This is a genomic window from Candidatus Zixiibacteriota bacterium, from assembly GCA_021159005.1.
In the GTDB taxonomy this organism is placed as follows: Bacteria; Zixibacteria; MSB-5A5; order UBA10806; family 4484-95; genus JAGGSN01.
On record JAGGSN010000057.1, the window covers coordinates 1 to 23,119 of the forward strand.

26 protein-coding genes are annotated in these 23,119 nt (G+C 41.5%); 15 read left to right on the plus strand and 11 right to left on the minus strand.

The features are described 5' to 3' along the window. Positions 1 to 176 precede the first annotated feature (176 nt). From J7K40_03665 to J7K40_03680, 4 genes are all read left to right on the plus strand, one after another. Positions 177 to 902 carry a MotA/TolQ/ExbB proton channel family protein gene (locus J7K40_03665; GenBank protein MCD6161496.1) on the plus strand — a complete coding sequence of 242 codons (726 nt, stop codon included), beginning with the start codon at positions 177 to 179 and terminating at the stop codon, positions 900 to 902. Next, entirely contained in the window at positions 895 to 1,302 is a 408-nt protein-coding gene (locus J7K40_03670; protein MCD6161497.1) for a biopolymer transporter ExbD, read from the plus strand. Before J7K40_03665 ends, J7K40_03670 begins: the two co-directional genes overlap by 8 nt. Further along, complete coding sequence (locus J7K40_03675; protein MCD6161498.1) at positions 1,299 to 2,009, plus strand: cell envelope integrity protein TolA; 711 nt, start codon at positions 1,299 to 1,301, stop codon at positions 2,007 to 2,009. Before J7K40_03670 ends, J7K40_03675 begins: the two co-directional genes overlap by 4 nt. Positions 2,010 to 2,301: 292 nt before the next feature. Continuing rightward, positions 2,302 to 2,796 carry a hypothetical protein gene (locus J7K40_03680; GenBank protein MCD6161499.1) on the plus strand — a complete coding sequence of 165 codons (495 nt, stop codon included), beginning with the start codon at positions 2,302 to 2,304 and terminating at the stop codon, positions 2,794 to 2,796. Positions 2,797 to 2,940: 144 nt separating this feature from the next. Here J7K40_03680 and J7K40_03685 read toward each other — a convergent pair whose 3' ends face one another. The 11 genes from J7K40_03685 to J7K40_03735 all read right to left on the minus strand — a co-directional run bounded on the left by J7K40_03685 (position 2,941) and on the right by J7K40_03735 (position 10,546). Then, positions 2,941 to 3,699, minus strand: a complete 759-nt coding sequence (locus tag J7K40_03685; GenBank protein ID MCD6161500.1) for an electron transfer flavoprotein subunit beta/FixA family protein — start codon at positions 3,697 to 3,699, stop codon at positions 2,941 to 2,943. 6 nt (positions 3,700 to 3,705) lie between these two features. Next, positions 3,706 to 4,095, minus strand: coding sequence for a sporulation protein (locus J7K40_03690; GenBank protein MCD6161501.1), 390 nt, complete (start codon positions 4,093 to 4,095; stop codon positions 3,706 to 3,708). A gap of 1 nt (position 4,096) precedes the next feature. Continuing rightward, positions 4,097 to 4,714: a hypothetical protein gene (locus J7K40_03695; GenBank protein ID MCD6161502.1), complete on the minus strand. Its 618-nt coding sequence runs from the start codon at positions 4,712 to 4,714 to the stop codon at positions 4,097 to 4,099. Between the two features lie 2 nt (positions 4,715 to 4,716). After that, complete coding sequence (gene rnc / locus J7K40_03700; GenBank protein MCD6161503.1) at positions 4,717 to 5,436, minus strand: ribonuclease III; 720 nt, start codon at positions 5,434 to 5,436, stop codon at positions 4,717 to 4,719. Between the two features lie 2 nt (positions 5,437 to 5,438). Continuing rightward, positions 5,439 to 6,686: a beta-ketoacyl-ACP synthase II gene (gene fabF / locus J7K40_03705; GenBank protein ID MCD6161504.1), complete on the minus strand. Its 1,248-nt coding sequence runs from the start codon at positions 6,684 to 6,686 to the stop codon at positions 5,439 to 5,441. 20 nt (positions 6,687 to 6,706) lie between these two features. Beyond that, the gene (locus J7K40_03710; GenBank protein MCD6161505.1) at positions 6,707 to 6,940 is read right to left on the minus strand and encodes an acyl carrier protein; all 234 of its coding nucleotides are present in this window, start codon (positions 6,938 to 6,940) and stop codon (positions 6,707 to 6,709) included. Between the two features lie 36 nt (positions 6,941 to 6,976). Beyond that, on the minus strand, positions 6,977 to 7,711 hold the full coding sequence (fabG, locus tag J7K40_03715) for a 3-oxoacyl-[acyl-carrier-protein] reductase (protein ID MCD6161506.1): 735 nt from the start codon (positions 7,709 to 7,711) through the stop codon (positions 6,977 to 6,979). A 19-nt stretch (positions 7,712 to 7,730) separates the two neighbouring features. Continuing rightward, positions 7,731 to 8,657: an ACP S-malonyltransferase gene (fabD, locus tag J7K40_03720; GenBank protein MCD6161507.1), complete on the minus strand. Its 927-nt coding sequence runs from the start codon at positions 8,655 to 8,657 to the stop codon at positions 7,731 to 7,733. Positions 8,658 to 8,747: 90 nt separating this feature from the next. Next, positions 8,748 to 9,791, minus strand: a complete 1,044-nt coding sequence (gene plsX, locus J7K40_03725; protein MCD6161508.1) for a phosphate acyltransferase PlsX — start codon at positions 9,789 to 9,791, stop codon at positions 8,748 to 8,750. A gap of 25 nt (positions 9,792 to 9,816) precedes the next feature. Continuing rightward, complete coding sequence (rpmF, locus tag J7K40_03730) at positions 9,817 to 9,999, minus strand: 50S ribosomal protein L32 (GenBank protein MCD6161509.1); 183 nt, start codon at positions 9,997 to 9,999, stop codon at positions 9,817 to 9,819. A 25-nt stretch (positions 10,000 to 10,024) separates the two neighbouring features. After that, on the minus strand, positions 10,025 to 10,546 hold the full coding sequence (locus J7K40_03735; protein ID MCD6161510.1) for a DUF177 domain-containing protein: 522 nt from the start codon (positions 10,544 to 10,546) through the stop codon (positions 10,025 to 10,027). Positions 10,547 to 11,240: 694 nt separating this feature from the next. On the opposite strand from J7K40_03735, the gene J7K40_03740 reads away from it, so the two are divergent. From J7K40_03740 to J7K40_03790, 11 genes are all read left to right on the plus strand, one after another. Continuing rightward, a complete protein-coding gene (locus J7K40_03740) occupies positions 11,241 to 11,810 on the plus strand; it encodes a hypothetical protein (GenBank protein MCD6161511.1) in 570 nt (189 codons plus the stop codon). Positions 11,811 to 11,858: 48 nt separating this feature from the next. Beyond that, a complete protein-coding gene (locus J7K40_03745) occupies positions 11,859 to 13,103 on the plus strand; it encodes a hypothetical protein (GenBank protein MCD6161512.1) in 1,245 nt (414 codons plus the stop codon). 10 nt (positions 13,104 to 13,113) lie between these two features. Then, complete coding sequence (locus J7K40_03750; protein ID MCD6161513.1) at positions 13,114 to 14,565, plus strand: hypothetical protein; 1,452 nt, start codon at positions 13,114 to 13,116, stop codon at positions 14,563 to 14,565. Positions 14,566 to 14,581: 16 nt separating this feature from the next. Then, positions 14,582 to 16,168: an ABC transporter substrate-binding protein gene (locus tag J7K40_03755; GenBank protein MCD6161514.1), complete on the plus strand. Its 1,587-nt coding sequence runs from the start codon at positions 14,582 to 14,584 to the stop codon at positions 16,166 to 16,168. 175 nt (positions 16,169 to 16,343) lie between these two features. After that, a complete protein-coding gene (locus tag J7K40_03760; protein ID MCD6161515.1) occupies positions 16,344 to 17,177 on the plus strand; it encodes an ABC transporter permease subunit in 834 nt (277 codons plus the stop codon). 6 nt (positions 17,178 to 17,183) lie between these two features. Next, on the plus strand, positions 17,184 to 18,065 hold the full coding sequence (locus J7K40_03765) for an ABC transporter permease subunit (GenBank protein ID MCD6161516.1): 882 nt from the start codon (positions 17,184 to 17,186) through the stop codon (positions 18,063 to 18,065). A 1-nt stretch (position 18,066) separates the two neighbouring features. Further along, positions 18,067 to 19,134, plus strand: a complete 1,068-nt coding sequence (locus J7K40_03770) for an ABC transporter ATP-binding protein (protein ID MCD6161517.1) — start codon at positions 18,067 to 18,069, stop codon at positions 19,132 to 19,134. Beyond that, positions 19,127 to 20,128 carry an ABC transporter ATP-binding protein gene (locus J7K40_03775; GenBank protein MCD6161518.1) on the plus strand — a complete coding sequence of 334 codons (1,002 nt, stop codon included), beginning with the start codon at positions 19,127 to 19,129 and terminating at the stop codon, positions 20,126 to 20,128. The genes J7K40_03770 and J7K40_03775 overlap by 8 nt, the downstream gene beginning before the upstream one ends. Beyond that, a complete protein-coding gene (locus tag J7K40_03780; protein MCD6161519.1) occupies positions 20,128 to 21,399 on the plus strand; it encodes a hypothetical protein in 1,272 nt (423 codons plus the stop codon). The genes J7K40_03775 and J7K40_03780 overlap by 1 nt, the downstream gene beginning before the upstream one ends. An 8-nt stretch (positions 21,400 to 21,407) precedes the next feature. Then, on the plus strand, positions 21,408 to 22,223 hold the full coding sequence (locus J7K40_03785) for a hypothetical protein (GenBank protein MCD6161520.1): 816 nt from the start codon (positions 21,408 to 21,410) through the stop codon (positions 22,221 to 22,223). Between the two features lie 11 nt (positions 22,224 to 22,234). Further along, on the plus strand, positions 22,235 to 23,116 hold the full coding sequence (locus J7K40_03790; protein MCD6161521.1) for a hypothetical protein: 882 nt from the start codon (positions 22,235 to 22,237) through the stop codon (positions 23,114 to 23,116). The last annotated feature ends 3 nt before the right edge of the window (positions 23,117 to 23,119 follow it).

Consider the following 23,119-nt stretch of genomic DNA (forward strand, 5'->3'; position numbering starts at 1 on the left):
CAGGAGTTTCCCCGAAAATTCCGGTAAAATCTTTATAGTATAGTATGTTTCATAGGGTTAACATTTTCAATAAGTGGAAATCATAGTTTTTGAAAAAACGGGGAAACTCCTGATCATTATAACCTTGACATAATTGGCTTGCTAACCTAAAATGCCTTCAAAAAAAGGAGTAATGATTGGATAAACTATTTACATTATTATTATTGCCGGATGTAGTAGCCGGAAAGAGAATTACAGACCTTATAGTCGAATCATCGGTATTTGCGAAAATAGTATTATTAGTGCTTGTTCTATTTTCGATAATATCATGGGCTATTCTCATTTACAAATACTTTGAATACAAAGCGGTGTTTTCCGAATCCAAATCTTTTCTCAAGGAATTCAGGCGCCGCAAGAGCCTTGAAAAGAGCTTTTCGAGTTTGAGCCGAATGAAGAAATCACCAATGGCAGTCATGTATGGGGCTGCATTTATCGAATTGGAATCGCTTGCCGGAATAAAAAATAAAGACGGAAAAATACTTATTGATGATGATAGCTTAGACCAGTTAGCCGAAGCTATTGACCGAGCCGGAAACACTGAACTTATGCGGCTTGAAAAATACGTTATATTTTTGGCAACCACAGCTAATGCCTCGCCATTTTTAGGCCTTCTTGGGACGGTCTGGGGCATAATGGAGTCGTTTGCAAATATCGGGGTAAGCGGAACCGCAACGCTTGCCGTTGTTGCGCCCGGTATAGCGGAGGCGTTAATTGCCACTGTAGCCGGCTTAGCGGCGGCTATCCCTGCCCTAATCGCTTATAACTTTTTTGTTAATAAGCTAAGACGAGTTGCCGGCGAGGTCGATAATTTCAAGTCGGAGCTATTTTCTGCTATCAAAAAGGAGTTGAATACAGTTGCGTAAGTTTAAACGAGAATATAATGCAATGGCTGAGATTAATGTTACCAATCTCGTGGATGTCGTGCTGGTATTATTGATTATATTCATGATTACTGCGCCCATGATGCAGTCTGGTGTCGATATAAAACTGCCCAAGTCCAGCGAATCTCCCCGTGATGTATCAGCCAGCATCGTAGTTTCAATCTCCAAAGACCAGCAGATATATATCGATAATTATAAAATACCGATAAAGCAATTCGAAAAGCGGCTAAAGACAATTAGGGAAGTTAAAAAATTCAGACCGGTTTATATCCGCGCCGATGAAAGCGTGCCGTATGGTGTTGTCATGAAAATAATGAGTAAAATTAAAAAAATCGGCATCCAGAATGTAGGGCTTATAACCGAACCGGAGAGCAAACTTTGACCTATGCTATTGTAATCTCCGTGATTCTGCATCTGCTGGTATTTATATATATTATATTTGGCGGAAAAGCGATTCAGAAGGATGCTTACCCTCGCATAATGACTGTCGACCTTGTTTCGATGCCGCCTATCTCAAAAGGCAAACCGGCCGGCACAGAAACACCCGGCAAAACGGAAGCTAAAGCCATCAAGCCAAAAGCCGAAACAAAAGTTGAACAAAAACCCGATGCACCCCGTTTAGCTGAAATCGAAAAGAAGAAAAGACAGCCTCGAAAAAAACCAAAACAGAAACCCAAAACTCAGGCAGAGACATCTAAAAACAATACATCAAAAAATGCGGAAAAATCCGGTATTGATGAGGATAGACTGGGACTTCCGGAGGGCGTCGAATTTGGCAGTGAATTCGGCACGGTTCGACTTGAGGGGGCAAGTTTCGAGACGCCGACATATCTTAATATCCTGTTTGCCAAAATTAAATATAGATGGGATAATCCCTTTCAGGGAATGGATACGATATCCTGTTTTGTTTATTTTACAATCCTCCGCAATGGCGATCTTGCGGATGCCACTGTCGAAACATCCTCCGGCATTGCGGCTTTCGACCAATCGGCTTTGCGAGCCGTCTTGTCCTCCAAGCCGCCGCCATTACCACTTGAATATACCGGCAATCAGCTGGGCGTACATCTGCAATTCAAGTTTGTCCCCTGATTATATGCAATATTATGCATATTTATTAATCTGTAAATACTAATATCTTCCCTCACCATTTATAATAATTGCCTTTATCATAAAAGTATTTCTAATCCTATCTGTTCAATTGAAACCTATATTACAATATACTCACAATAACGCCAATGTTTCTGGCATCATGTTTGCGTTATTGGCATATCGAATGACATAAAAAACGCCGGTTTAATAGCCATGTAGTTATTAACTGTAGGTGTCTTAATAAATTAGATGATGAAAGATATTTCACACAAAGATTAAAAGAAGAAAAATAATGATAAGAAATACTAAAAGAAGAAGCAATAAAAACGATACGATAATTATGGTAGTCGCCCTGTTTGTCATGCTCTTAGCGGGCGGCATATCAATGTCTACAATAAACACCGATCAAAATGTGAAATCGATGCAAGTTGCAGCCATCGAGCCGCTTAATCCCCTGAATCTGGCAGAACAGGCGGCTATGGCGGGCATTAAGGCGGCTAAAGGTCATATTGAATGCCATAGTATAAAAAAACCGGGTAGTTTGCCTCGTCAGTTTTATGTCAATGGCGGCCGCTTTGAGGTGGAATGGGATGACATTAATATTGCCGATTCGACTGTTAATATAGTATCAACCGGCTATTATGAATCAGACAGTAAAAAAACATATACATCTCGGCTCGAATCGGTTATCGATCTCAGCTTTATGCCATCACATAACCAGCAAATATTATCAGATTATTATATGAGCCACCCCAAAAATCACGCAATCAAGCAAACAGGGAATTAACCGGGGATTCTGCAGTTGATTTTTTAGCAATATAAACCCAACTATATGTACATCAGCACGTAGGGACGTCTGCCTAAGGCGAACACTTCAAGCGGACAACATCCTGAGGCGACTGATTGCTTGAAAATTATCTACTGAATTGCCCTATAGAACCTGCTGTTCTTTAAGCTTTTCAACCAACTTATCGATAATCTCATCCTTTTCGCCGGTAAGAATCTCGCCGGAGGGACGGGCTGGCGGCTTAGTGACTGATTTTAGTTCTAAGGAACCGGTTAATTCAATGCCGAGGTCGGCGGGCGACCAAGCGGTAATTTTCGCTTTCTTGGCTTTCATCTTGCCCCTTAGCGATGGTAAGCGCGGTTCGTTAATCTCCTTGACCACCGAAAACACAGCCGGTAAAGGCGTTTCCACCTTATCATAGCCTTCATCGGTTGTTCTAAAACAGACTACTTTATCGGGGGCGACAGAATCGAATTTTTTAACAAAGCTGGTCTGCGGCCAATCGAGATGACCGGCAATAGAGGGTGCCATCAATGCCGAGTCGTCATCGGTAGCCTGTTTGCCGGTAAGAACCATCTGTATATCGCCGATTTTCTCAACCGCTTTAGCCAGCACTTTCGAAGCTTTCTGCGGGTCGAGATATGTATAACTGTCATCCGCGATAAGGTAGGCTTCATCAATACCTAAGGCCAACGCTGCGCGAAGGGCGGCTGCGGCATTTTCTGTTCCATAGGAAATAGCGATTGTTTTGCCGTCGTGAGCTTCTTTAATCCGCAATGCCTCCTCAAGAGCATACTCATCGAAAGGGTTGACAATAACTTCATCATCCGGCCACTCGGCTTTATCGACTACTTCAACCTCGGAAATCTGCGGTGTTTGTTTAATTAGAATTGCGATGTTCATTTATATCTACTCCTCTTCCGTTTTCCCCTTGTCGTTGCCTTTATCTTTATTCTTTTTTAAGCCTTTAAATTTATCCAATACGCTGGGGATAGCCTCGACCAACCCCTCGAACTTGCCTGGCTTAGTGGGTAAAAATGACACATTGTCGCCATCGATAACAATAAAACCAACCGGTTCGACTCGCGCGCCGCCTCCGCCGCCTCCGCCAAAGCCCTCACCCTGCTTTTCAGATGAACCCTCGCCGCCTCCTACGCCAAAACCTACCATTATGCGTGATACGGGAACAACTGTTTTCCCGCCTATGGTTACTTCCTTGCCGATAATCGTTTCGGTTGCGGCAATATGCTTAAGTTCAACCATTATTGATGACAGTAGTTCTTGAAGTTTGTTGGGCATTTCAGCCTCCTTTTCTTAGTTTTCTTATTATTCTTATTATCCCTAATTTGGGCAATTTCCAGGTAAAAATCAACATCTCTTTTATAAGGCAGCTAACTCTTGTTTCCATTCCGGCGATAATACTGGCGCTAAGCGAACCGCTCAAAAAATCCGGCTGATAGGCAATGGAAACCGATTCGCCAAGCATCGGCTTGATAGATTCTATCACGCCGTATGCTTCGCCGGTCATATCCGGCGAGCCTAAGCTGCCCTGCACCGATATATTCAAAAAATATCGGTCGGGAAATTTTAACAACCTGCCAATAAATTTACAAACTTCAAGCAGAACGTGCTTGATTATCTCAAATTCATTAATCGCTATCTGCAGGTATGATATTTTCTTTCGTCTTTTTATCGGTTTTGCAGTTTTTTCTCTTTGGGCAATCTCCTTTATTTCTTTTTTGGTTTCGGTTTTCTTCTTGCTGAAAACATACTTATATTCGAAAGGAGCAAATCTTACGGCAACGGCACCCGAGAATGTGTCCCGTATGATAAAATTAAATGATAATATTAAAGGATTAAACAGTAGATATAAGCAGATAATAAAAAGAAAAATTACTATGCCGATTATAATTGCCATTATTATTGTTTGTTGTTAATCGTTTTAAGCGCATGGCAAGCGGCATGTTGTTCAGCTTCCTTTTTGGATTTGCCTTGTCCTTCACCGTACGTGTCATTATTGATGATTACGCTTACTTTGAATATTTTATCGTGGTCAGGACCGATTTCATCTACCACTTTATAATAGGGCATGCTTTTCCCTCTTGCTTGAAGATATTCTAAGAGTTCGCCTTTATAGTTATGAAGTTTTTCATCATCGATGGTTTTCAGATAATCATTTAGAAGATACTTTTTTATAAGATTTTCAGCCGCTTTAATATCGCCATCAAGGAAAACCGCGCCAATCAGCGCCTCCATGGCATCCGCAGTTATCGAGAGTTTGGTTCTGCCGCCGGATTTATCTTCCTCGACGCTTAAATACAAATAATCACCAAGATTAAACGACAACGCCGCTCTCGATAGAATCACCTCATTGACAAGAGCGGCTTTCATGCGTGTTAGGTCGCCCTCATAAAGATTTCGATTTTTTTTATAAAGGAAGTTTGAGACTATCATACCCAATACGGCATCGCCTAAAAATTCAAGCCGTTCGTTTGAGACTAAGCCCGTATCTTTCAAGGAAGATCTATGTCTTAATGCCGTTTCTATCAACTCTCGATCCTTGAACCGGTAGCTTATCTCCTCCTCTAATTTACTTATAGAGTCAACTTTCTTACCAAATAATCGCTTTAGAAACCTCAAATTCAAATGCCATTAGCTATATTTTTTAATAAAAGCGATATGTTATGTCCTCCGAAGCCAAAGGAATTGGACAACATATATTCAATTTCATAGTCAATCGGACCATCATGAACAAAATACAAATCGCACTGCTCTTCCGGGTTTTCATGATTTGTAGTAGGATGCAGCTTCTTGTTTTTCATCTGAAGTAAGCTGGCAATTACCTCTACGGCTCCGGTAGCGCCCAGCAGATGGCCAGTCATAGACTTGGTTGAATTACACGGGATTTTTTTAGCTCTATCGCCAAAGACTTTTTGAATAGCCAGACATTCGGCAATATCGCCAAGTCCGGTGGATGTGCCATGTGTATTAATATAGTTAATATCATCTTTGCTGATACCGGCATCAGCAATAGCGGCCTGCATGCTTCTGGCGGCGCCGTCTCCATCAGGAGAGGGGGCTGTCATATGAAAAGCATCAGCGGACATACCCAAGCCTACCATTTCACCGTAGATTTTAGCGCCGCGCTTGCGGGCATGTTCCTCATTTTCGAGGACAATAATACCGGAGCCTTCGCTAATAATAAAACCATCTCTATCTTTATCGAATGGTCGCGAGGCTTTTTCGGGAGCGTCATTTCTTGTTGATAAAGCCTTAGCGTTGCAGAATCCGGCTATGGCGGTTACGGTAATTGCCGCCTCTGTGCCGCCAGTAATCATGATATCGGCGCTGCCGCGCTGAATAATCTGGAAAGCATCCCCGATTGCATTTGAACCGGAGGCGCAGGCGGATACTGCCGCATAATTTGGCCCTTTAAATCCAAGCCGAATCGATACCATTCCGGCTGACATGTCGGCAATCATCATAGGGATAAAAAATGGAGAAATCCTATTAGCTTTGCCTTCAACTACAAGTGAATGCTGGTTTTCAAATGTTATAATTCCCCCGATACCAGAACCAATAACAACGCCAGCGCGATTGGAATCATAATTGCCCTGACCTAATCCGGAATCATCATAAGCCATGTGCGCCGCGGCAATTGCGTACTGCTGCGACAAATCTACGCGTCGGCTTTCTTTCTTGGTCATGAAATCAAGCGGGTCGAATCCTTTGACCTCACCCGATATTTTGGAAGTCAGCTCAGAGCAATCGCACTTGGTGGTTAATCCTATTCCGGACTTGCCGTTTAAAAGGCTGTCCCGGAATTCATCAAGCGTATTGCCAATCGGAGACACCAACCCCATGCCGGTTATAACTACTTGGTTTCTCATAAGCTGTATCTTGCTTTAAATTAAAGATTTTTATTTAAATATTCGATAGCTTCGCCAACATTGGTAATCTTTGCCGCTTCATCCTCAGGAATCTGACAATCGAATTCCTCTTCGAGAGCCAAAATCAATTCAACCTGATCAAGTGAATCAGCATCAAGATCATCAACAAAACTGGCATTAGGGGTAACTTTCTCAGCGTCGACATTTAAACTATCAACAATAATATTCTTTACTCTTTCTTCGATAGAAGCCATTATTTCCTCCTTAACATATGTTCAAATTACTACAATTTACATAACCATTCCGCCATCGACATTTATCACCTGACCGGTAATATACGAGGCGGCATCCGAAATCAAAAATAAAACAAGACTGGCAATATCCTTAGGAACGCCGGGTTTCTTTAAGGGAATAACATTCAAGAAAGCGTCTTTAACATCTTGGGAGAGATTTTCGGTCATTTCGGTTTGAATATAACCCGGAGCGATTGCATTTACAGTGATGCCTCTGGCGCCCAACTCCTTGGCGGCAGATTTGGTCAGCGCTATCAAGCCTGCTTTCGAAGCGGCATAGTTAGCCTGACCGGCATTGCCAATCAGCCCAACAATCGATGAGATATTTACGATTCGCCCGTATCTTTTTTTCATCATTGCCCGCGCGGCGGCTTTAATGCATAAAAACGAGCCTTTCAAGTTAACATTCATCACCGAATCCCAGGCTTTCTCATCCAAACGAACAAGCAGATTATCGCGGGTAATCCCGGCATTATTGACAAGAATATCGATTCCGCCAAATGAGTCTGCTGCCGTTTTAAAAAGCCTGTTTACATCCTCAGGGTTTGAAATATCGCCGGCAACTGAAACGGCATTGATGCCCTGCTCTTTTAATTTGCTCGCCGCTTCATTTGCTTCCTGCTCCAAAATATCAGACACTATAATGTTTGCGCCGAGTTGTCCGATTCTTTCGGCTATAGCAAGCCCTATGCCTCTTGCCGAACCGGTAATCAAAGCGGTTTTGCCCGAAATTCCCTCAAAGCCTGTTAAATTACTCAACTTTTACTCCAGTAATATTTTCAAGATGCTTTATGCTATCAACGCCAATCCCTGTATATTGTTTCCCTTTTGATGATCTTTTTAGCAGCCCTAACAGAACTTTACCGGGACCAATCTCATAGAAATCTTCAACCCCCATATCATACATCTTCTCGATAGTAGGGTGCCATAATACCGGCGATGTTATTTGCTCGCACAGCAGTTGTTTCATTGTAGCGGGGTCATCTACAGGTTGGGCAGAAACATTAGCGATAACCGGGAAAGCAAACTTATTAAACTTAAGCGTTTCGATGAAATCGGTCATCTCGTCCTTTGCATGCTTCATCAAAGGCGAATGGTAAGCGCCGCCGACAGCCAGCATAATAGTCTTTTTAGCGCCGTTTTCTTTTAATCTGCCGCAAGCAGTCTCAACTGCCTTTTTTACGCCTGAAATAGCTGTCTGGGCGGGCGAATTGAAATTTGCCGGCACAACATCATCAATATCTTTTATTACTTCATTAACCTGATCTAATGTTAAGCCAATAATCGCCGCCATTGTGCCGGGGTTGTCATCACAGCATTTCTGCATCAAACGGGAACGCAAACCCACGGCTTTCAGCCCCTCCTCGAAAGAAAATACGCCGGCGGAAACCAAAGCCGAATATTCCCCAAGACTATGACCAGCGGCAATATCAGGTTTTATACCAGCCTTTTTCAGCAAAACGTCAATTATAACAGAATGCGTAAAAATTGCCGGTTGAGTATATTCTGTACGCACTAATTTTTCATCAGGCCCGTTAAAGCAGGCATTTTTGAGGTCGAGCTGAAGTATATCATCCGCTTTATCGAAATATTCTTGAGCTATAGGGAAATTATTGTATAAATCACTGCCCATTCCGACATACTGCGATGCCTGTCCGGGAAATAAAAACGATTTCATTTAAAGCTCCACAATAATCAATTCCCAAGTAAAGCTAATTTTGAAAAATATTGTCAATATTTCATCCTCAGAGTTATTAAATCGTATCTTTCATGATACTGTTTTTGGAATATCAGTATTAGTCTTATCTTTATTAAGATTATTAGCATTTAATTTTTCTTGAATAACATTATTAACATCTTTGCGCACTATATCCACTGCTACCAAGATAGCATTTTTTATCGCCTTGGGAGATGAATTGCCGTGGCCGATAATGCAAACGCCGTTTATTCCCAGAAGTACCGCCCCGCCATGGTCTGCCGAATCCAATGACTGCTTGAAGCTTCTGAAAGCGCCTTTCATTAAAAGCGCACCCAAAGCAGCAATCGGATTGCCGTGAATCTTCTGCTTGATTCGATTGCTCATGAAACTGCTGGTAGATTCGGCGAATTTCAGCACAACATTGCCGACAAAACCATCGCACACAACAACATCGGCGGTGCCTTTAAGGATATCGCGTCCCTCGACATTGCCGCAAAAATTCAAGCCTGAATTATCAAGCATTTTATGTGAAGCAATAGTCAATTCATTTCCTTTAGACTGTTCCTCTCCAATTGAAAGCAAACCGACTTTGGGGTTTTTTACTTTTAAAATGAATCTTGAATATAAACTGCCCATTATTCCAAACTGGTAAAGATGATGAGCCTTACAGTCCGAATTAGCGCCTACATCAAGGACTAAGACCACACCTTCCTCACTGGGGAATAAAGCTGCAATTGCCGGCCGGCTTACGCCCTTTAAACGTCCTAATGTAAACAGTGAGGCTGTCATCACTGCGCCGGTATTACCGGCAGAAACGAAAGCATCGACTTTACCTTCTTTTTGAAGAGTTAAGCCTACATTTATAGACGATTTCTTTTTATGTCTGACCGCATCAATCGGACTGTCGCTCATGTCGATAATCTCAGGGGCATCAACAATTTCAATTGGTAGTTTTTCGGATTTTAAGCTTTCGAGTTCGCGTTGAATCCTTTCGGCATTGCCAACCAATATCAAATGCACATGCGGCTGCAGCACACGATAACACATCACCACGCCAGCTACAATTGAAAAAGGGGCGTTGTCACCGCCCATGGCATCGATAGCTATCCTGATTTTAGAATCAGCTTTACCCATTTATCTATTCTTGAGTAACGGCAATAACTTCGCGGCCATTGTACCAGCCGCAGCTTGGGCAAATCTGGTGCGGCAGTTTTTTCTCATGGCAATGAGGACACTCCATTACATTAGGCGCAGTTAAAACCCAATTGGTTCGTCTTTTGGCGCCGCGCGCTTTTGAATGTCGTCTTTTTGGAAGGGGCATTTTATCTCCTTACAGTTAATAATTTCTATTCGAATTGATCGTCATAAAGATTCTTTAAAGTTTCCCATCGTTCATCTGTTTTGTCGGGCATGCAATTGCATTCTTCCTCATTTAGATTAATGCCGCACATGGGACACAAACCTTTGCAGTCCTCACTGCATAATGGTTTCATTGATATTTGTAAAACTATTGAATCACGCACTCTATCAGAAATATCAATAAAAGTCTGGGTTTTCGGAATCATCTCAAATTCATCATTATCCTCATCCGAATTCATTATCGGTGAATCTGTCATTTGAACTACAAATTGCAGTCTTTCCCGTACCGGGAGATCGAATATTTCAAGACATCGGCTGCATTCCACTTCAACATCAGTATGCACTTCTCCCTGACAGATTAACTCATCGCCGGAGAGAACAATGCTCAAGTCAACTTCTATCGGCATGGGGAACTTAACGCCTGTAACCGATATATCCATTTCCTCTGCCGATTCAGAGAAATGAAAATCATTTCCCTCGGGCGTAATTTCTCTAATTTCAATCTTCATCAGCATCGAAATAACTACAACTTCAAAGGCATGTCAAGAAAAATTTTTAACAGGAGTTCTCTCATCTATTTACGGAAACAGCAGGTTGTTCATACCATGTCGTTGACAAAACCCGACCCGACTGGAAAATCGGGGCTATTAAGTTTTGATTATTAATATAACCACTTAGTATAGTCGAGATTTTCCAGCCCCGACTATTCAGACTGTTAACAAAGAGTCAGGTTGAAATATGGCCAATAAAAAGGAAATTTTCAAAAATTAATATAATTTATAAGCCATTGGCAGGACAGGCATTTCTGTCTGTCTATGTCAGACAGAAATATCTGATCTACTAACCGCTCTTATCAAATTCTTTAATATTACCTTTTATCAACAATCCGTTTGGCATGCATTAAGATGTTCGCCTGAGGCGGACAAAAAGCCGGACAGCAGTGGAATCTTTTGAAAAAATACCTTGACTCACAACTGATTGAGACTTTATAATCATCAAATTGGGAAAGAGTTACAATTGTCAAATAACTGGTTTTTAATTAGTACACGGTTATTAGGCTTCAATCATTTAATAACTTAATCTTAGGGAGCGGACGAAAAAGTGAGAAAAGTATATATTATCCAAAATGTTTGCATTGTTGTTGCAATTTTAATGATTACAAGTTGTGGAGTTTTTATAAAGGGCAAAGACCCCGTCCTACAAATGAGTCCTTATGAGGATAATACCGCTTTTTACGGCAAAGTTGTTGATTTGTCGACTCAAGAGCCGCCTCGATATCCAATAAAAATCTCTTTGGAACCCGACGATCCCGGCAATCATTTAGTTGTTGACGGCCAATATTTTTATATTGAGGATAAAGGACTCGAACCGGACTACGATTACACATTGAATATTAGAGCTCAGTATTATATTGAACATGAAATGCCTTTAAAATATGAATCCGGCAAGAGCCAGAATCTTGGCATAATACAGTTGAAATATATTGAGGCCTGGTTAAACGGTCCTTTTGAGCTGGGACCTTTTGAGGGATTCAATCCGGGTTCCGGAATAATTGAAAAGCATGGCTGGAGCATATCCTCGTTTTTAAACCACTGGCGAACTAATTTCAGTGACCGTCCGTTTAAATTTGATGATGTTAAAAGCTATGTGCAAGAATCTCTTGGCGAAAATGCCTCGGATGTTAAAAAGGATGAAATAAAACAGGCGATAAAAAAATGGTTAGCTGAAAATCAAATAGAAAAATATGGCCGTCAATCATATAAACTTAAATAACTTAGAGCCTGAGGGCGATAATAATGCATACTTTTTGGAGATGAATCTATGTTTAATATGAAAAAGAAAAGAAAATTATCATTAAATAACACGCGCGGAGGCGTTTCGTTTACCGGAATCGTACTGGCTGTAATACTAATAGTTACGGTATTGGTGCTGTTTTTTCTTTTGAAAGAGGTTTTAAAAGAAGAAAAAGTTATCCTGACGATTCAAGCGCAGGATTCTGTCGGCGACCCGCTTGCGGGAGTTGAAATATTTATTGATGATATATTTGTTGCTTCCACAGATTCGCTTGGCGAATATCAATATATTTATTCTGCCAGCGATGAGGGCAAGACCATATCAATAAAAGCGACAATAGACGATTATCAGGAATTAGAAGTCAAACGTTTGCTGGGCATTAATCCGGTGATGGTTCCTCTCACGATGCTAAGACCCTTTGCCGATATAACATTCACTACAATTGACAGCATCTCCAACAAACCGGTTAAGGGGGTTGATATTTATGTGGCCGGCGAGAAAATCGGAACCACCGGTTCAGATGGCATCTTAGCTGTTCCATCCAATACGGTACGTCTGCATGATTTAGTTTATGTGCAATTGGAGGGAAAAAGATACAATCGAAAAACGGAAAGCGTTGATATAGCCAGTTTGGATTACAACAAAACCTTTGAAATAGTGAAAAAGAAGACGAGAGCAAGGCGTCCCCGCCCTAAAAAGAAACAACCTTTGCCGCCTGTGATATCTGTTATTGAAACTCCCGAGATGGAATTTAAATCTGACGCGCCTGTTCCTATCAAAGCAGTCGAGGAAAATTCGGATGATACGACTCATCTGATTATAAACAGCGCTTTCAATTTATATAAGGATAAAAACTACCGTTCGGCTTTAGATGACTACAATAAATTAACTAGCATGAGACGGTGGTCTGCTCGGGCTGATTTCTGGCTGTACAGCGCCGATTGCGCGATTCACCTTTCGGGTGATAAATATGGGCGATACAATCGGGCAATTCTTGACAGCGCGCTTACATTCTTAGAAAATGCCCAGCGTTACGAGGCTTATATCAAGGGTGATGTTTTCTCTGCCTTAGTAAAAATAAAAGTGGGAGAAACTTACGCTTATTTGTGCGAAACCCAGATAGGTGTAAATCATGAACGCGAGGCGGAATTCCGCAACAAGGCAGACCTTTATTTAAGCGAAGGGTTGACAATGCTTACAAACCAGAAACTCAACAATACGGATCTTTATAAATTTGCGCTTAGCTTGAGAGACGATGTTGGTCAATATTAGGCTGTTTAATATGCTAATCAGAAGATTGTCCGCCGCTTTTATAATTTGCGTTATTTTAGCGTCATGCGGGGAAAGAAAAGATAAGTCATCCGCCAAACAAGACCTGGCAAGTTTTGGCTCTTATTATGCCGGAAACATATCCCGCATACTCAATGCCGACAGCTTGACTGCTGTTGACAGCTTGAGGATTCTGGAAAACGGTTATTATCAAGCCTCGTTTAATGCTCAGCTGTTTAAATTTCAAAAGGCGCTGGCAAAATCTTATTTCGCTGCCTGTCATGAAAAATGTGAAACCAAGAAATGCTCGCCGGGCAATATAATTAACGCCGCCATTGCTCACTACTTCGATGGCTGCAGCGATTCTGTATTGTTCCTGTGTGATTTAATAGATAAAACAAATAAGGATATTCCCCCTGAAGTTAATGAAATTAAAACAACGCTGTTAACTGTTATGTCGGTTGATTGGCAAGGTAAGCTGGATGATTTAATAAAAACGGGCGATATTAAGACTCCAACGGGAAAGAGTTTTCTATCGATTGTCTCGATGGATAGAGCATATGACCCGAATTACTGGATTGATAACATATCAAAAAAATCGAAAGGGTTAGAGCAATTGCCATTAAGGTATGCCTACTCTTATGCGCTGGCGCTTTCGGGCGAGGTTGTCAAAGCTTGGGAGACTATTCCTGATTATGCCCCTTTTGATACAGCTTATCCGCCCCCTTCTTTCACCGAGAATCTCGTTATAGGCGATTCCACTTTAGCGCAAAAATTGTATCTGCCAATAAACTTATATATACGGAAACAAGTTGATGAAATGCTGCTAATCTATCTGCTTAATAGCGGCTATGCGGCAATAAATCCGCCAAGTGCCGTAGCTTTAAAGGCTTTATCGCAGATTAAAAAGCTAAGCGCGCCCGAAATCGATTCACCGTTTGAGGCATCTGAAACAGACAGTCTTCCCGGTTCTTTCGATAAAGAGCTGACATTCATTTTATCGCATATTGAAGACAATCAAAACACTTCTGATATTTTTAAACAGCTTCATAACCCGATTTCGAGGGCGGCTTTCCTGAAACTTTTATCAGATAAGCCTGAGAATGATTATTCTCCCGAAATGACAAAATTGATAAACGGTGAAATCAATGATGTTAGAAAAAACATTAACGATTTGCCGGAGATAATATATTGGCAGAGCAGTATTTTCCTTTCTGGGGCGATATATAATGTTGCCGGTCCGGTAGAATCTTTCAGCCAATTAAATAATATTGGCCGCGTTGACTTATCGGTGAGGAATAATTCTCCGGAATGGCTGGCGCTTTATGCCCGGGTGGGGCTGGAGGAAGGATCGCAGATTTCCATAGTTACCTTGGTATCGTTTAATATAACGCGTTATTATCCCTATGCGATAGGGCTTTATGAGACAATGCAGAACTATAAACTTCTATGCAAATATTTTTGAGGAGCGTATGAAATCAATGAAAGCAAACATCCAAATTTTGGCGGCAGCATTAATACTTTGTTTGATAGCCGGTTCCGTTATGGCTCAATTTGGAACGGAGATGGTTTATTATGAATTGAACAAACCGCAGCGCAATCTCAATCCGATTTCGGCTAACGACCTTCAAGTTTTCAGGATTGACGAATTAATCTTTGATGCTCTTTACAGCTGGGACCCTCAAGGCAATATCATTCCTCAAATGGCTCAAGGCTTGCCGAAAAGCATAGACGATGGCAAGGGGGCGCTGGTGATGTTGAAAAACAATCTGAAGTGGCCGGATTCCTCTGAGATAACCGTTGATGATGTAATATTAACATTCACCAAAAAATACACTGAAATAGACGACACTCGCCGGCGTCTTGAACTTATCAAGTCGGTAAATCCCGGTGAGGCTCCAAACAGCATTATCTTTAAATTTGAACGGAAAGTTGCGCATCCCGAGCGGCTATTAGCTAATATTTTTATTCTTCCCAGCAAAAAGCTGGATACATCTAAAAAATTCAGCTATTTTTGCGAACATCCAATGGGGGCAGGACCATATGGACTGGATAATATATCGATATCGCGTAATTCTTACTACTTCATTAAAAATCCAAACTATAGCACTATTGCGGCTGGCCGTCCGTTGATAGACCGAGTAAAACTAATGTACTGGTGGAGCAAAGCGGCTTGGATTCCCAATATCTTAGACGGCGTGGTGGATATACTTCCGGGCATGGAATTTAATCCCGAGTTAAGCTCAAAACCCCGTATTATCAGCAAACCGGTTAACACCAACACAGTCGCTATGATTTTGATTAATACAAATGATCCGGTGTTGAAAAATATCGACATAAGAAATGGGCTTCAGCACATTATTTCGAGAAATGATATCTATGATAAGAAATATTTCGGTGATTCGACTCTCGTATTGACAGGACCGTATTCTCCCGCCAGTCATTTTTTCAATTATAAAGTTCCCTCATGGGTCTACAGCCCCGAAAAAGCGCATTCTCTTTTCAGGAAGTCCGGTTTGCTAACGGTGAATAACGGCAAGGTTATGAATAAAAAGGACAACAAGCAATGGAAGCTTTCGCTGAAAACATTCATAACCGCCGCCGGCGAACGTGAAAATCTCAGGGATGCCCTTGAGGCCGTTAATTCCTATTTATATAGCGGCGGCATCAATTCCAAAATCGAATACCTGCCTATGGAGGGCTACGTTCGAGCTTTGGAGAAAGGCGATTTTCAGTTGATTTATATGGAAATCACTTTTGACGATAATTTTGATATCGAGCCGTATTTCTCATCAAGTGCTATCCGTCGAAACGGCGGACGCAACTATGGCGGTTATTCCAATTCTAAAGTTGACAAAGCATTTGCGCAATTGAGTAAGTCATCGGTGCCCCAGGAACAGCAGAATATCGGCAAAGAGATTCACCAGCTTCTGCATGATGACCCGCCTGCCTTATTTCTCTGGAATCTGTTGAAGTGGAGTTATGTCAGGATGGAGCTTGAAGATGTCAATATTATGCCGTTTTACTTTTTCAGCACTATCGACCAGTGGAAGAAAAAAGCTGAATAGTGTTTGGGATTGGCGTTAGAAAGTCTTTGCTGAACGCAGTTTGATAATCATTATTTATAGGAATTTCTTTTGTTAATGTCGAGCCATAAAAAAGCTCAGCGCATAGGGGCGTATTGCATACGCCCTCTGAATTACCAGGCGCGTTTGATAACTATAGTGAAACTTGGAAACACAGATGAATAATCTGCTTAAGAAATACTTTTTCATACTAATTAAAATTGCGGTTGTGCCGGCGGTTGTTACTATTGTTGTATGGCTGGCTTTCAAATTTGTTGGCGGCGAAATTATTGCTAATTACGAAGGGCCAGGGATACTCAGTTGGCTTAGCCGCTTGTATTTCAATTTTGATTTTGGCATTGCCGGCGGCTGGGCTTTAAGCAATCAGCCGGTGGCGCCATATCTCTGGGGAGCTATCGCCACTACCGGGACAATAACATTTATTGCAATAGCGGTTGTCATTGTGATAAGTCTGTTTTGGTCATACATCTTTTGGAGGTATCCATTCAGCATTTGGTCTAAATCCGGCTCTATGGTCATTCGGTTTTTCTCAAGCTGGCCTATATTAATCGGGGCGATAATATTAGCGGTTGTGTCAAAAGGACAGGCATTTTCATCAATACTATTGCCGGCGTTGGCGCTGGCGTTTTTCGATAACAACCTGAACGATTTTAAGGACAACCTGAATGACGAGATAAAAAACGTCCTGAATTCTGATTATGCCGCCGCCGTAGTCGGGCAGGGTAGGAATTTTTTTAAAAACCTCAGCCCTGAGATATTATGGAAAATATTATCATTTATAAGTTCTCGATTGCCGGCATTGGTATCTGGGATAATTATCCTTGAGCTGTATTTTAATATAAACGGTATTTATACATTCCTAAAGATGTTTTATGAGACTCGCGACTTGAACGCCATTTTGGGGATTACTTTTTTGGTATCATTTCTGCTGGCAATTTGGAGTTCGATTTTTACGGTTATTCATTCGCTAATCGATCCCAGGCAAAGGTAATAATAAATGACGCGCTCTAATACAGACAAAACCAAAATGAAAAAGTTTAGCCTGATGCTTTTTTATATTTATATTATTGTAGTGCTAACTGCCTTTATCTGGCCGTATTTTACAGAATCATCATCTGCCGGCAGTTTTTCGCTGCCGTCGCCGGAGGAAAAAATACCCAGCTTGTCTCACCCTTTTGGATTGGATGATTTAGGTCATGATGTTCTAAGCGTTGTCCTTTCCGGTTTCAAAACAAGCTTTGTAAGCGGTTTATTAGCGACTGCTTTATTTCTCGTTGTTGGTCTTGTGATGGGCATTTTTATTGGCTTCGAGGATAATCCTTTAGCCGGTTTTGCCGGCGGCATATCCAACAGCTTAAACTCGGTACCCAAGTTTTTCGCTTTGTTTATAGGCTTTATCATAATTGGTACCTACAAGCCGTTCTTGTTGATGGCCATGCTTGGCATATTATGCGCGCCGCGTTTAGCAGAGATACTCAGGTTTAAAATTTCGCACTATCGGAAAGAGGATTTTTACGATGCGGCAATCGCCTTAGGTCTTTCGCCATTCACTGTTATCTGGAAGCATATTATATGGTACAACACCAGAAAATCGATATTTTCCGAACTGGCTTATATGTTTGGTTATGCCATATTAAGCGAAGCTACCTTATCTTTTATATTGCTTGGTTCCCCCGGACGGGGATGGCATAGCTGGGGCACTATAATTAATAATGAACTATCAAGTTTTTCTGCATTCATTTACAACTTATTCAACCCCTCTGTGAGGGTCGATTTGATTACCGATAACCCGCTTAAATTTCTTATGCCATTTGCCGCCTTAGTCCTTACGGTTATGCTGTTTTCCGTTCTCTCCCGTAAATTCAGCGAGGAGGAGTAAGATGACGGAAGACTTCTTGATAAAGCTGACTAACCTGTCTGTCAGGCTGGCAGATTCAAACGCGCTGAAGTATTTAGTGAGGCATTCCGAACTGGAACTTCATAACGAGAAAGCAGTGGGCTTAGTGGGTGAATCAGGCAGCGGCAAGACGCTTACAGTAAGCTCAATTTTAGGGATAATTTCGTTTTTACCGGGCATCACCAGCGGCGAGCTGCAGCTGAATTATGACGGCAATAAAGCGAATATATGGAATGACGCTCCTTGGAGAAATCATCCTGAGGCTAAGCTGGAGGGGTTATCGGATGCTGACTTTAACCGCAAAGAGTATTTTTTATGGCAGAGGAAAATCGCCTCAAGGATGAAACGGTATAGAGGCAAAAAAATCAGCATTATTTTCCAGCGGGCTAAAACAAGTCTAAATCCGTTCTTAACAATCAAAAACCAAATATATGAATCATTGACCATAGCGGGCGAGGCAAAAGATTATGACCGCATGCTTGAATGGCTTGCCAATTGCGGGTTTACTTTAAATGAGGCAAAACGGATTGCCGGGATGTATCCGCATCAGCTTTCTGGCGGCCAGGCTCAGAGGGCTATGATGGCGGTTACTTTAAGCAGTCAGGCGACCACTATTATCGCCGATGAGCCAACCACCGGTTTGGATGCCAAACTTCAGGTAGAGACATTGGTATTTATAAAAAGGATGCTGGACCAGCATAAAAGGTCGGCGGTTATTGTATCTCATAATCTTTATTCGGTGTCAAAATTTACTGATGTATGCTATGTCATGTATAGAGGCTTAACAGTAGAGAAGGGACCGACATCGAAAATCCTCAAACCGGCCGGGGATAACCATCCCTATACTCGGAAGCTGAGAGAGGGTGTTGAGAAAAACAGGCAGATTGGCCGAATTGTAACCGGTGAGATAACGGGCTGTCCCTTTTATCCCAACTGCGATTTGTATAAGAAAATGGCATCCTCCGAGCAAGCCAAGTGCAGAGAGGAATTGCCGCCGAAGATTAATATTGACAGCAATCATTTTATAAGGTGCTGGGCGTTTGATGAGTAATAACGAAATAATATTGAACGGTACTGGGCTTTCCAAGAGCTTTGCCTCGAATGCTGGTTTTAGCCTGTTTTCGAAAAGTCAGGTTAAGGCTTTGCAGGATGTTGATATTACAATACATCGGGGTGAGAAAATCGGACTTATCGGCAGAAGCGGTTCGGGCAAGTCGACCTTGATTCGCTGTTTGGCAAAATTAATTACACCTGATAAAGGCCGGATATTTTTCATGGGAAAAGATGTAACATCTATGCCGCTCAAGCAATTTAAGAATATGAGAAAGTATATTCAAGTGATTTTCCAGAATAATTACTCAGCTTTGAATCCGGGTATGAAAATCAGAGAAATGCTTCATGAAACTGCCAAGCTAAGCGGCTATAACAACGGCATTGACCAGCTAATTGAGGGACAGATGGATAAGGTAAGCCTTTCGACGGCTCTGCTTGAAAGGTATCCGCGTGAGCTATCAGGCGGAGAATGCCGCCGTATCGGTATAGCCATGATCGACCTTATAAGCCCCGATTTATTATTAGCGGATGAGCCGGTTACTGCTTTGGATTATATCAACAAATGGGAAATCCTGTCGCTTTTTGAGAAGCTGAATAAAGAAAAAAACCTTGCCCTTTTAATAGCCACTCACGATTTGGAAGCGATGCTGGAAATTGTCAACCGGGTTATTGTTATGTATGGTGGAATAATAGTCGAGATGCTCCCAATTGAACAGCTCTGGGAATGCTGTCATCCTCATACGGTTGAATTGGTCAGGTATCACGGCTTTTTAAAAAATAAGTTGACAGTTGATGTTCTATCGTCATATAATTCTAAGACAAAGGACTTATCGGCTGAAAGTATCAAGACAGGCTGTGTATTTGTCAATAATTGTCAGAGGTATCAGATTTTAGGGAAACCGGAGATATGCAGGGAAAAACAACCTCCGCTGACTGATAATGGAAACGAGCACAAAACAGCTTGTTATTTTTATAATAAGGTAGAAGAGTAATGCTTATCAGAATTTTTACTTCAATTGTATTAACGGCGGTTATCTTCACGCTAAATATATCAGCTATAGCCGGAAGTGTCGCCGACAGCAAGATGAAAAACGGCAAAATTCTTATTAAAAAAGCGCTGCCTGCGGAAGGTGATAAGAAAGCTAATTATATCTATAAGGCCAAACGTGAATTCGAAAGGGCATCCTCTGCCGAACCGGATAACCATTTGCCGTATTACTGGCAAGCAGTTATCACGTTTTACCTTGAGGACGACTCTACAAAATCAGCCAAGCTTTATAATAAGGCCTTGAATCGAGGGGCTGAGGACTATCCCGAACCATGGCTGTATAAAACTGATAATCATTTGCTGTCAGCTTTTAAGGGCGATTTTTCCTGGGTAAAAGAGGCTGAAGAATTGCCGGTTGTCGAGGAAATTGCTGAAGTGATTCCTGTTGAAAAACCTGCTAACCCGGCGGCGATTCTTGAAGGACTAATAGCCTCTAATAATATCGTATCTGCGGAGTCGCTTTACAATGAGCTTATAGTTTTACCCGAACACAAATCGAATACCGAACTTATGTATCAGGGTTTGATGTTGAATCTTTATCAGGGACAAACCAGACAGGCATCCGATTTGCTTGAGCAAATTCGGGAAATGACCGGCAAGAAATCAAAAGTATACAAGAAAGCGGCAGCACTTTATGATACGGTGCTTGATTCGGTAATTATCAGCACCAAACAGCTTGAAAGGGATGGCGAAAGCACAAAAGCTTTAGCCGTTTTATCAAAATGGCAGCCGAATAGATTAGTTCCCAAAAGCCCGGCGCGCGCGCGGTTGATGATTAGGTATTCGTCAATACTTTTTGCCAACAATAACTTTACCGCTGTCGAATCGATGCTTCAGTTGTACAAAGAAAACGGATATAAAAAAACTAAACCATATAAGAAACTTAAAAAAGACTTAGAGGAAGCTTCAGAGCAACAAGCAAAAGATTTAGAAGTAGTTGAGCTTGTGGAAACTAAAACAAAGGAGCTGCCTGAAGGAACAGTAAATTATATAACCTTGTCGCCTCCCGGGGGAGATATTGTCAAAGTAGTCGTTGATAAAATCAATCCGACTACCGGCAAGGTTTTAGAATCGGAGATGTGGGAAACGTACAGCCCCAAAAAACTGTCGACTGGCGCTGCCTATAAATTAACGGTACATAAAAAAAGAGAACGAAAAGCGCCCAAATATATCGCTGTAGTAGGAATTATAACAACTTTATTGATAATGAGATAGAAGGTAAAATGAAAAAATTTACAGCAATAACAGTATGCCTGTTTGTCATGTGGGGAGCATCAGCCCTGGCAGCATCAAAAGATGACAACCGAATGGAAACCGCCGAACAAGCATTTAAAGAGAAAAGCTATACTGATGCTAAAGCGATTTTCAACAGTTTAAAGGATAAGCCAAAGTTTCGTGCAAAATGCTATTTGTATCTGGCTATGACATATTATGAAACAGGTTTTATAGAAAACACTATCGACTGCTTGAATAAATTTAAAAGCTATGTTACAGACAAAACCGATCTCACTTTGCTGACTGCAGCGGATAACCTAACAAATGAGATTGAAAGTAATTTCAGCGCTCTTGATATTGTTATATTCAGCCAAGAGGAACAAAAGGGAGTTGATCCCGGCTACTATAATTTGCTTTTTCTATCAGAAGGCGGGTTAAACCCGGCGCAGGAGGCAAGACTAAGTGTTATCAATAAAGTGGTAACTCAATCGCAGGGCATCTTAAACTGGCAGAGCGACGGCACATTCTTAAAAGGGACTGTTAATTATTTCCCTGTTAAAATGTTCGAGACAACTCCTTTGATTGCGGAAGTCAACGGTATTCCGGTTTATTTCAGGTACGATTTTCAGACATTACAGGGCTTATGGATTCCTTATGACATCCTCGAAACAAGCGAAGCGCCTGAACCATCGATAGCTTTTAGCGAAAGCTTCGACCGCGCTTATAGTCAGGATGATTCCTCGAAAAGCAATAAATCCAAATTTGTTGTTATTGGGACAGCTTTGGGGGCGGTTATCACCGCTATTGCTTTTGCGATATTTTAGCGGGAAGGATTATGTTTTTTAGAAGATTACAACTGCTGCTTTTATTGCTTGTTTTATGCCTGTGTATTGAAGCGGTGGGGCAGGGCAAAAAGTCTATCTGCGACGACCTGTTCCAGACAGGTCAACTGGAAACCGCCTTAGAATGTTATCAGGGAATTTACGAACTTAATTCTGATGATCCCCTTGTTAATTTAAGGCTGTGCAAGATTATTGAAGCGATTGGCGATGTGGAAAATATCGGTCCGTATATTGGCAAAATCGACAGTTCATCAACGGAGGCGTTAAGTTTCCTTGAGTATCTTAATTCCAATTACCAGACTTTGAAGGTTGAACTTACCGGAGAGATAAAGTGTCCTCTTTATTTTGCGGGTAAAACTTTAGCCGAGTTTACACCGCCCTCCGATCTAAGCCAGGCGAAAGCCGCTCGTCTCGCGACGATAAACTCTGTTTATAATCCCGGAATACTGATGTTTCATAAAACAGACCCAACTACCGGCATCTCTGAGATACGTTATTTCCCTGTTGTTACCGATGTGCCCCTTCCATACAATGTTAAATTATCAGACAGTTCATATAATTTGAATTTTAATTTCCTTAATAAGGAACCTTTACAAATAGACTGCAGCGATCTGGATTCAATGTATTGCCGGGTGCCGGAAAGTATCGCTGAGGTTCAGGTCGAGATTGATGATACCGATTTTGATGTATCGTTAAGGAAAGCTGTCTTAGCAGATTCGGCTGGTTTTAATTTTGTGAATACAAGATATTATATAAATCAGGGAGTGAAGCCCGTTTTACATTATCAGAAAAAAGGAATTCAACAAAAAGGCAAGAAGTATTTTGTAATGACATCTGCGATTTTAACTGTTGCGATGCTTCTTTTTCAAAGGTAAGGA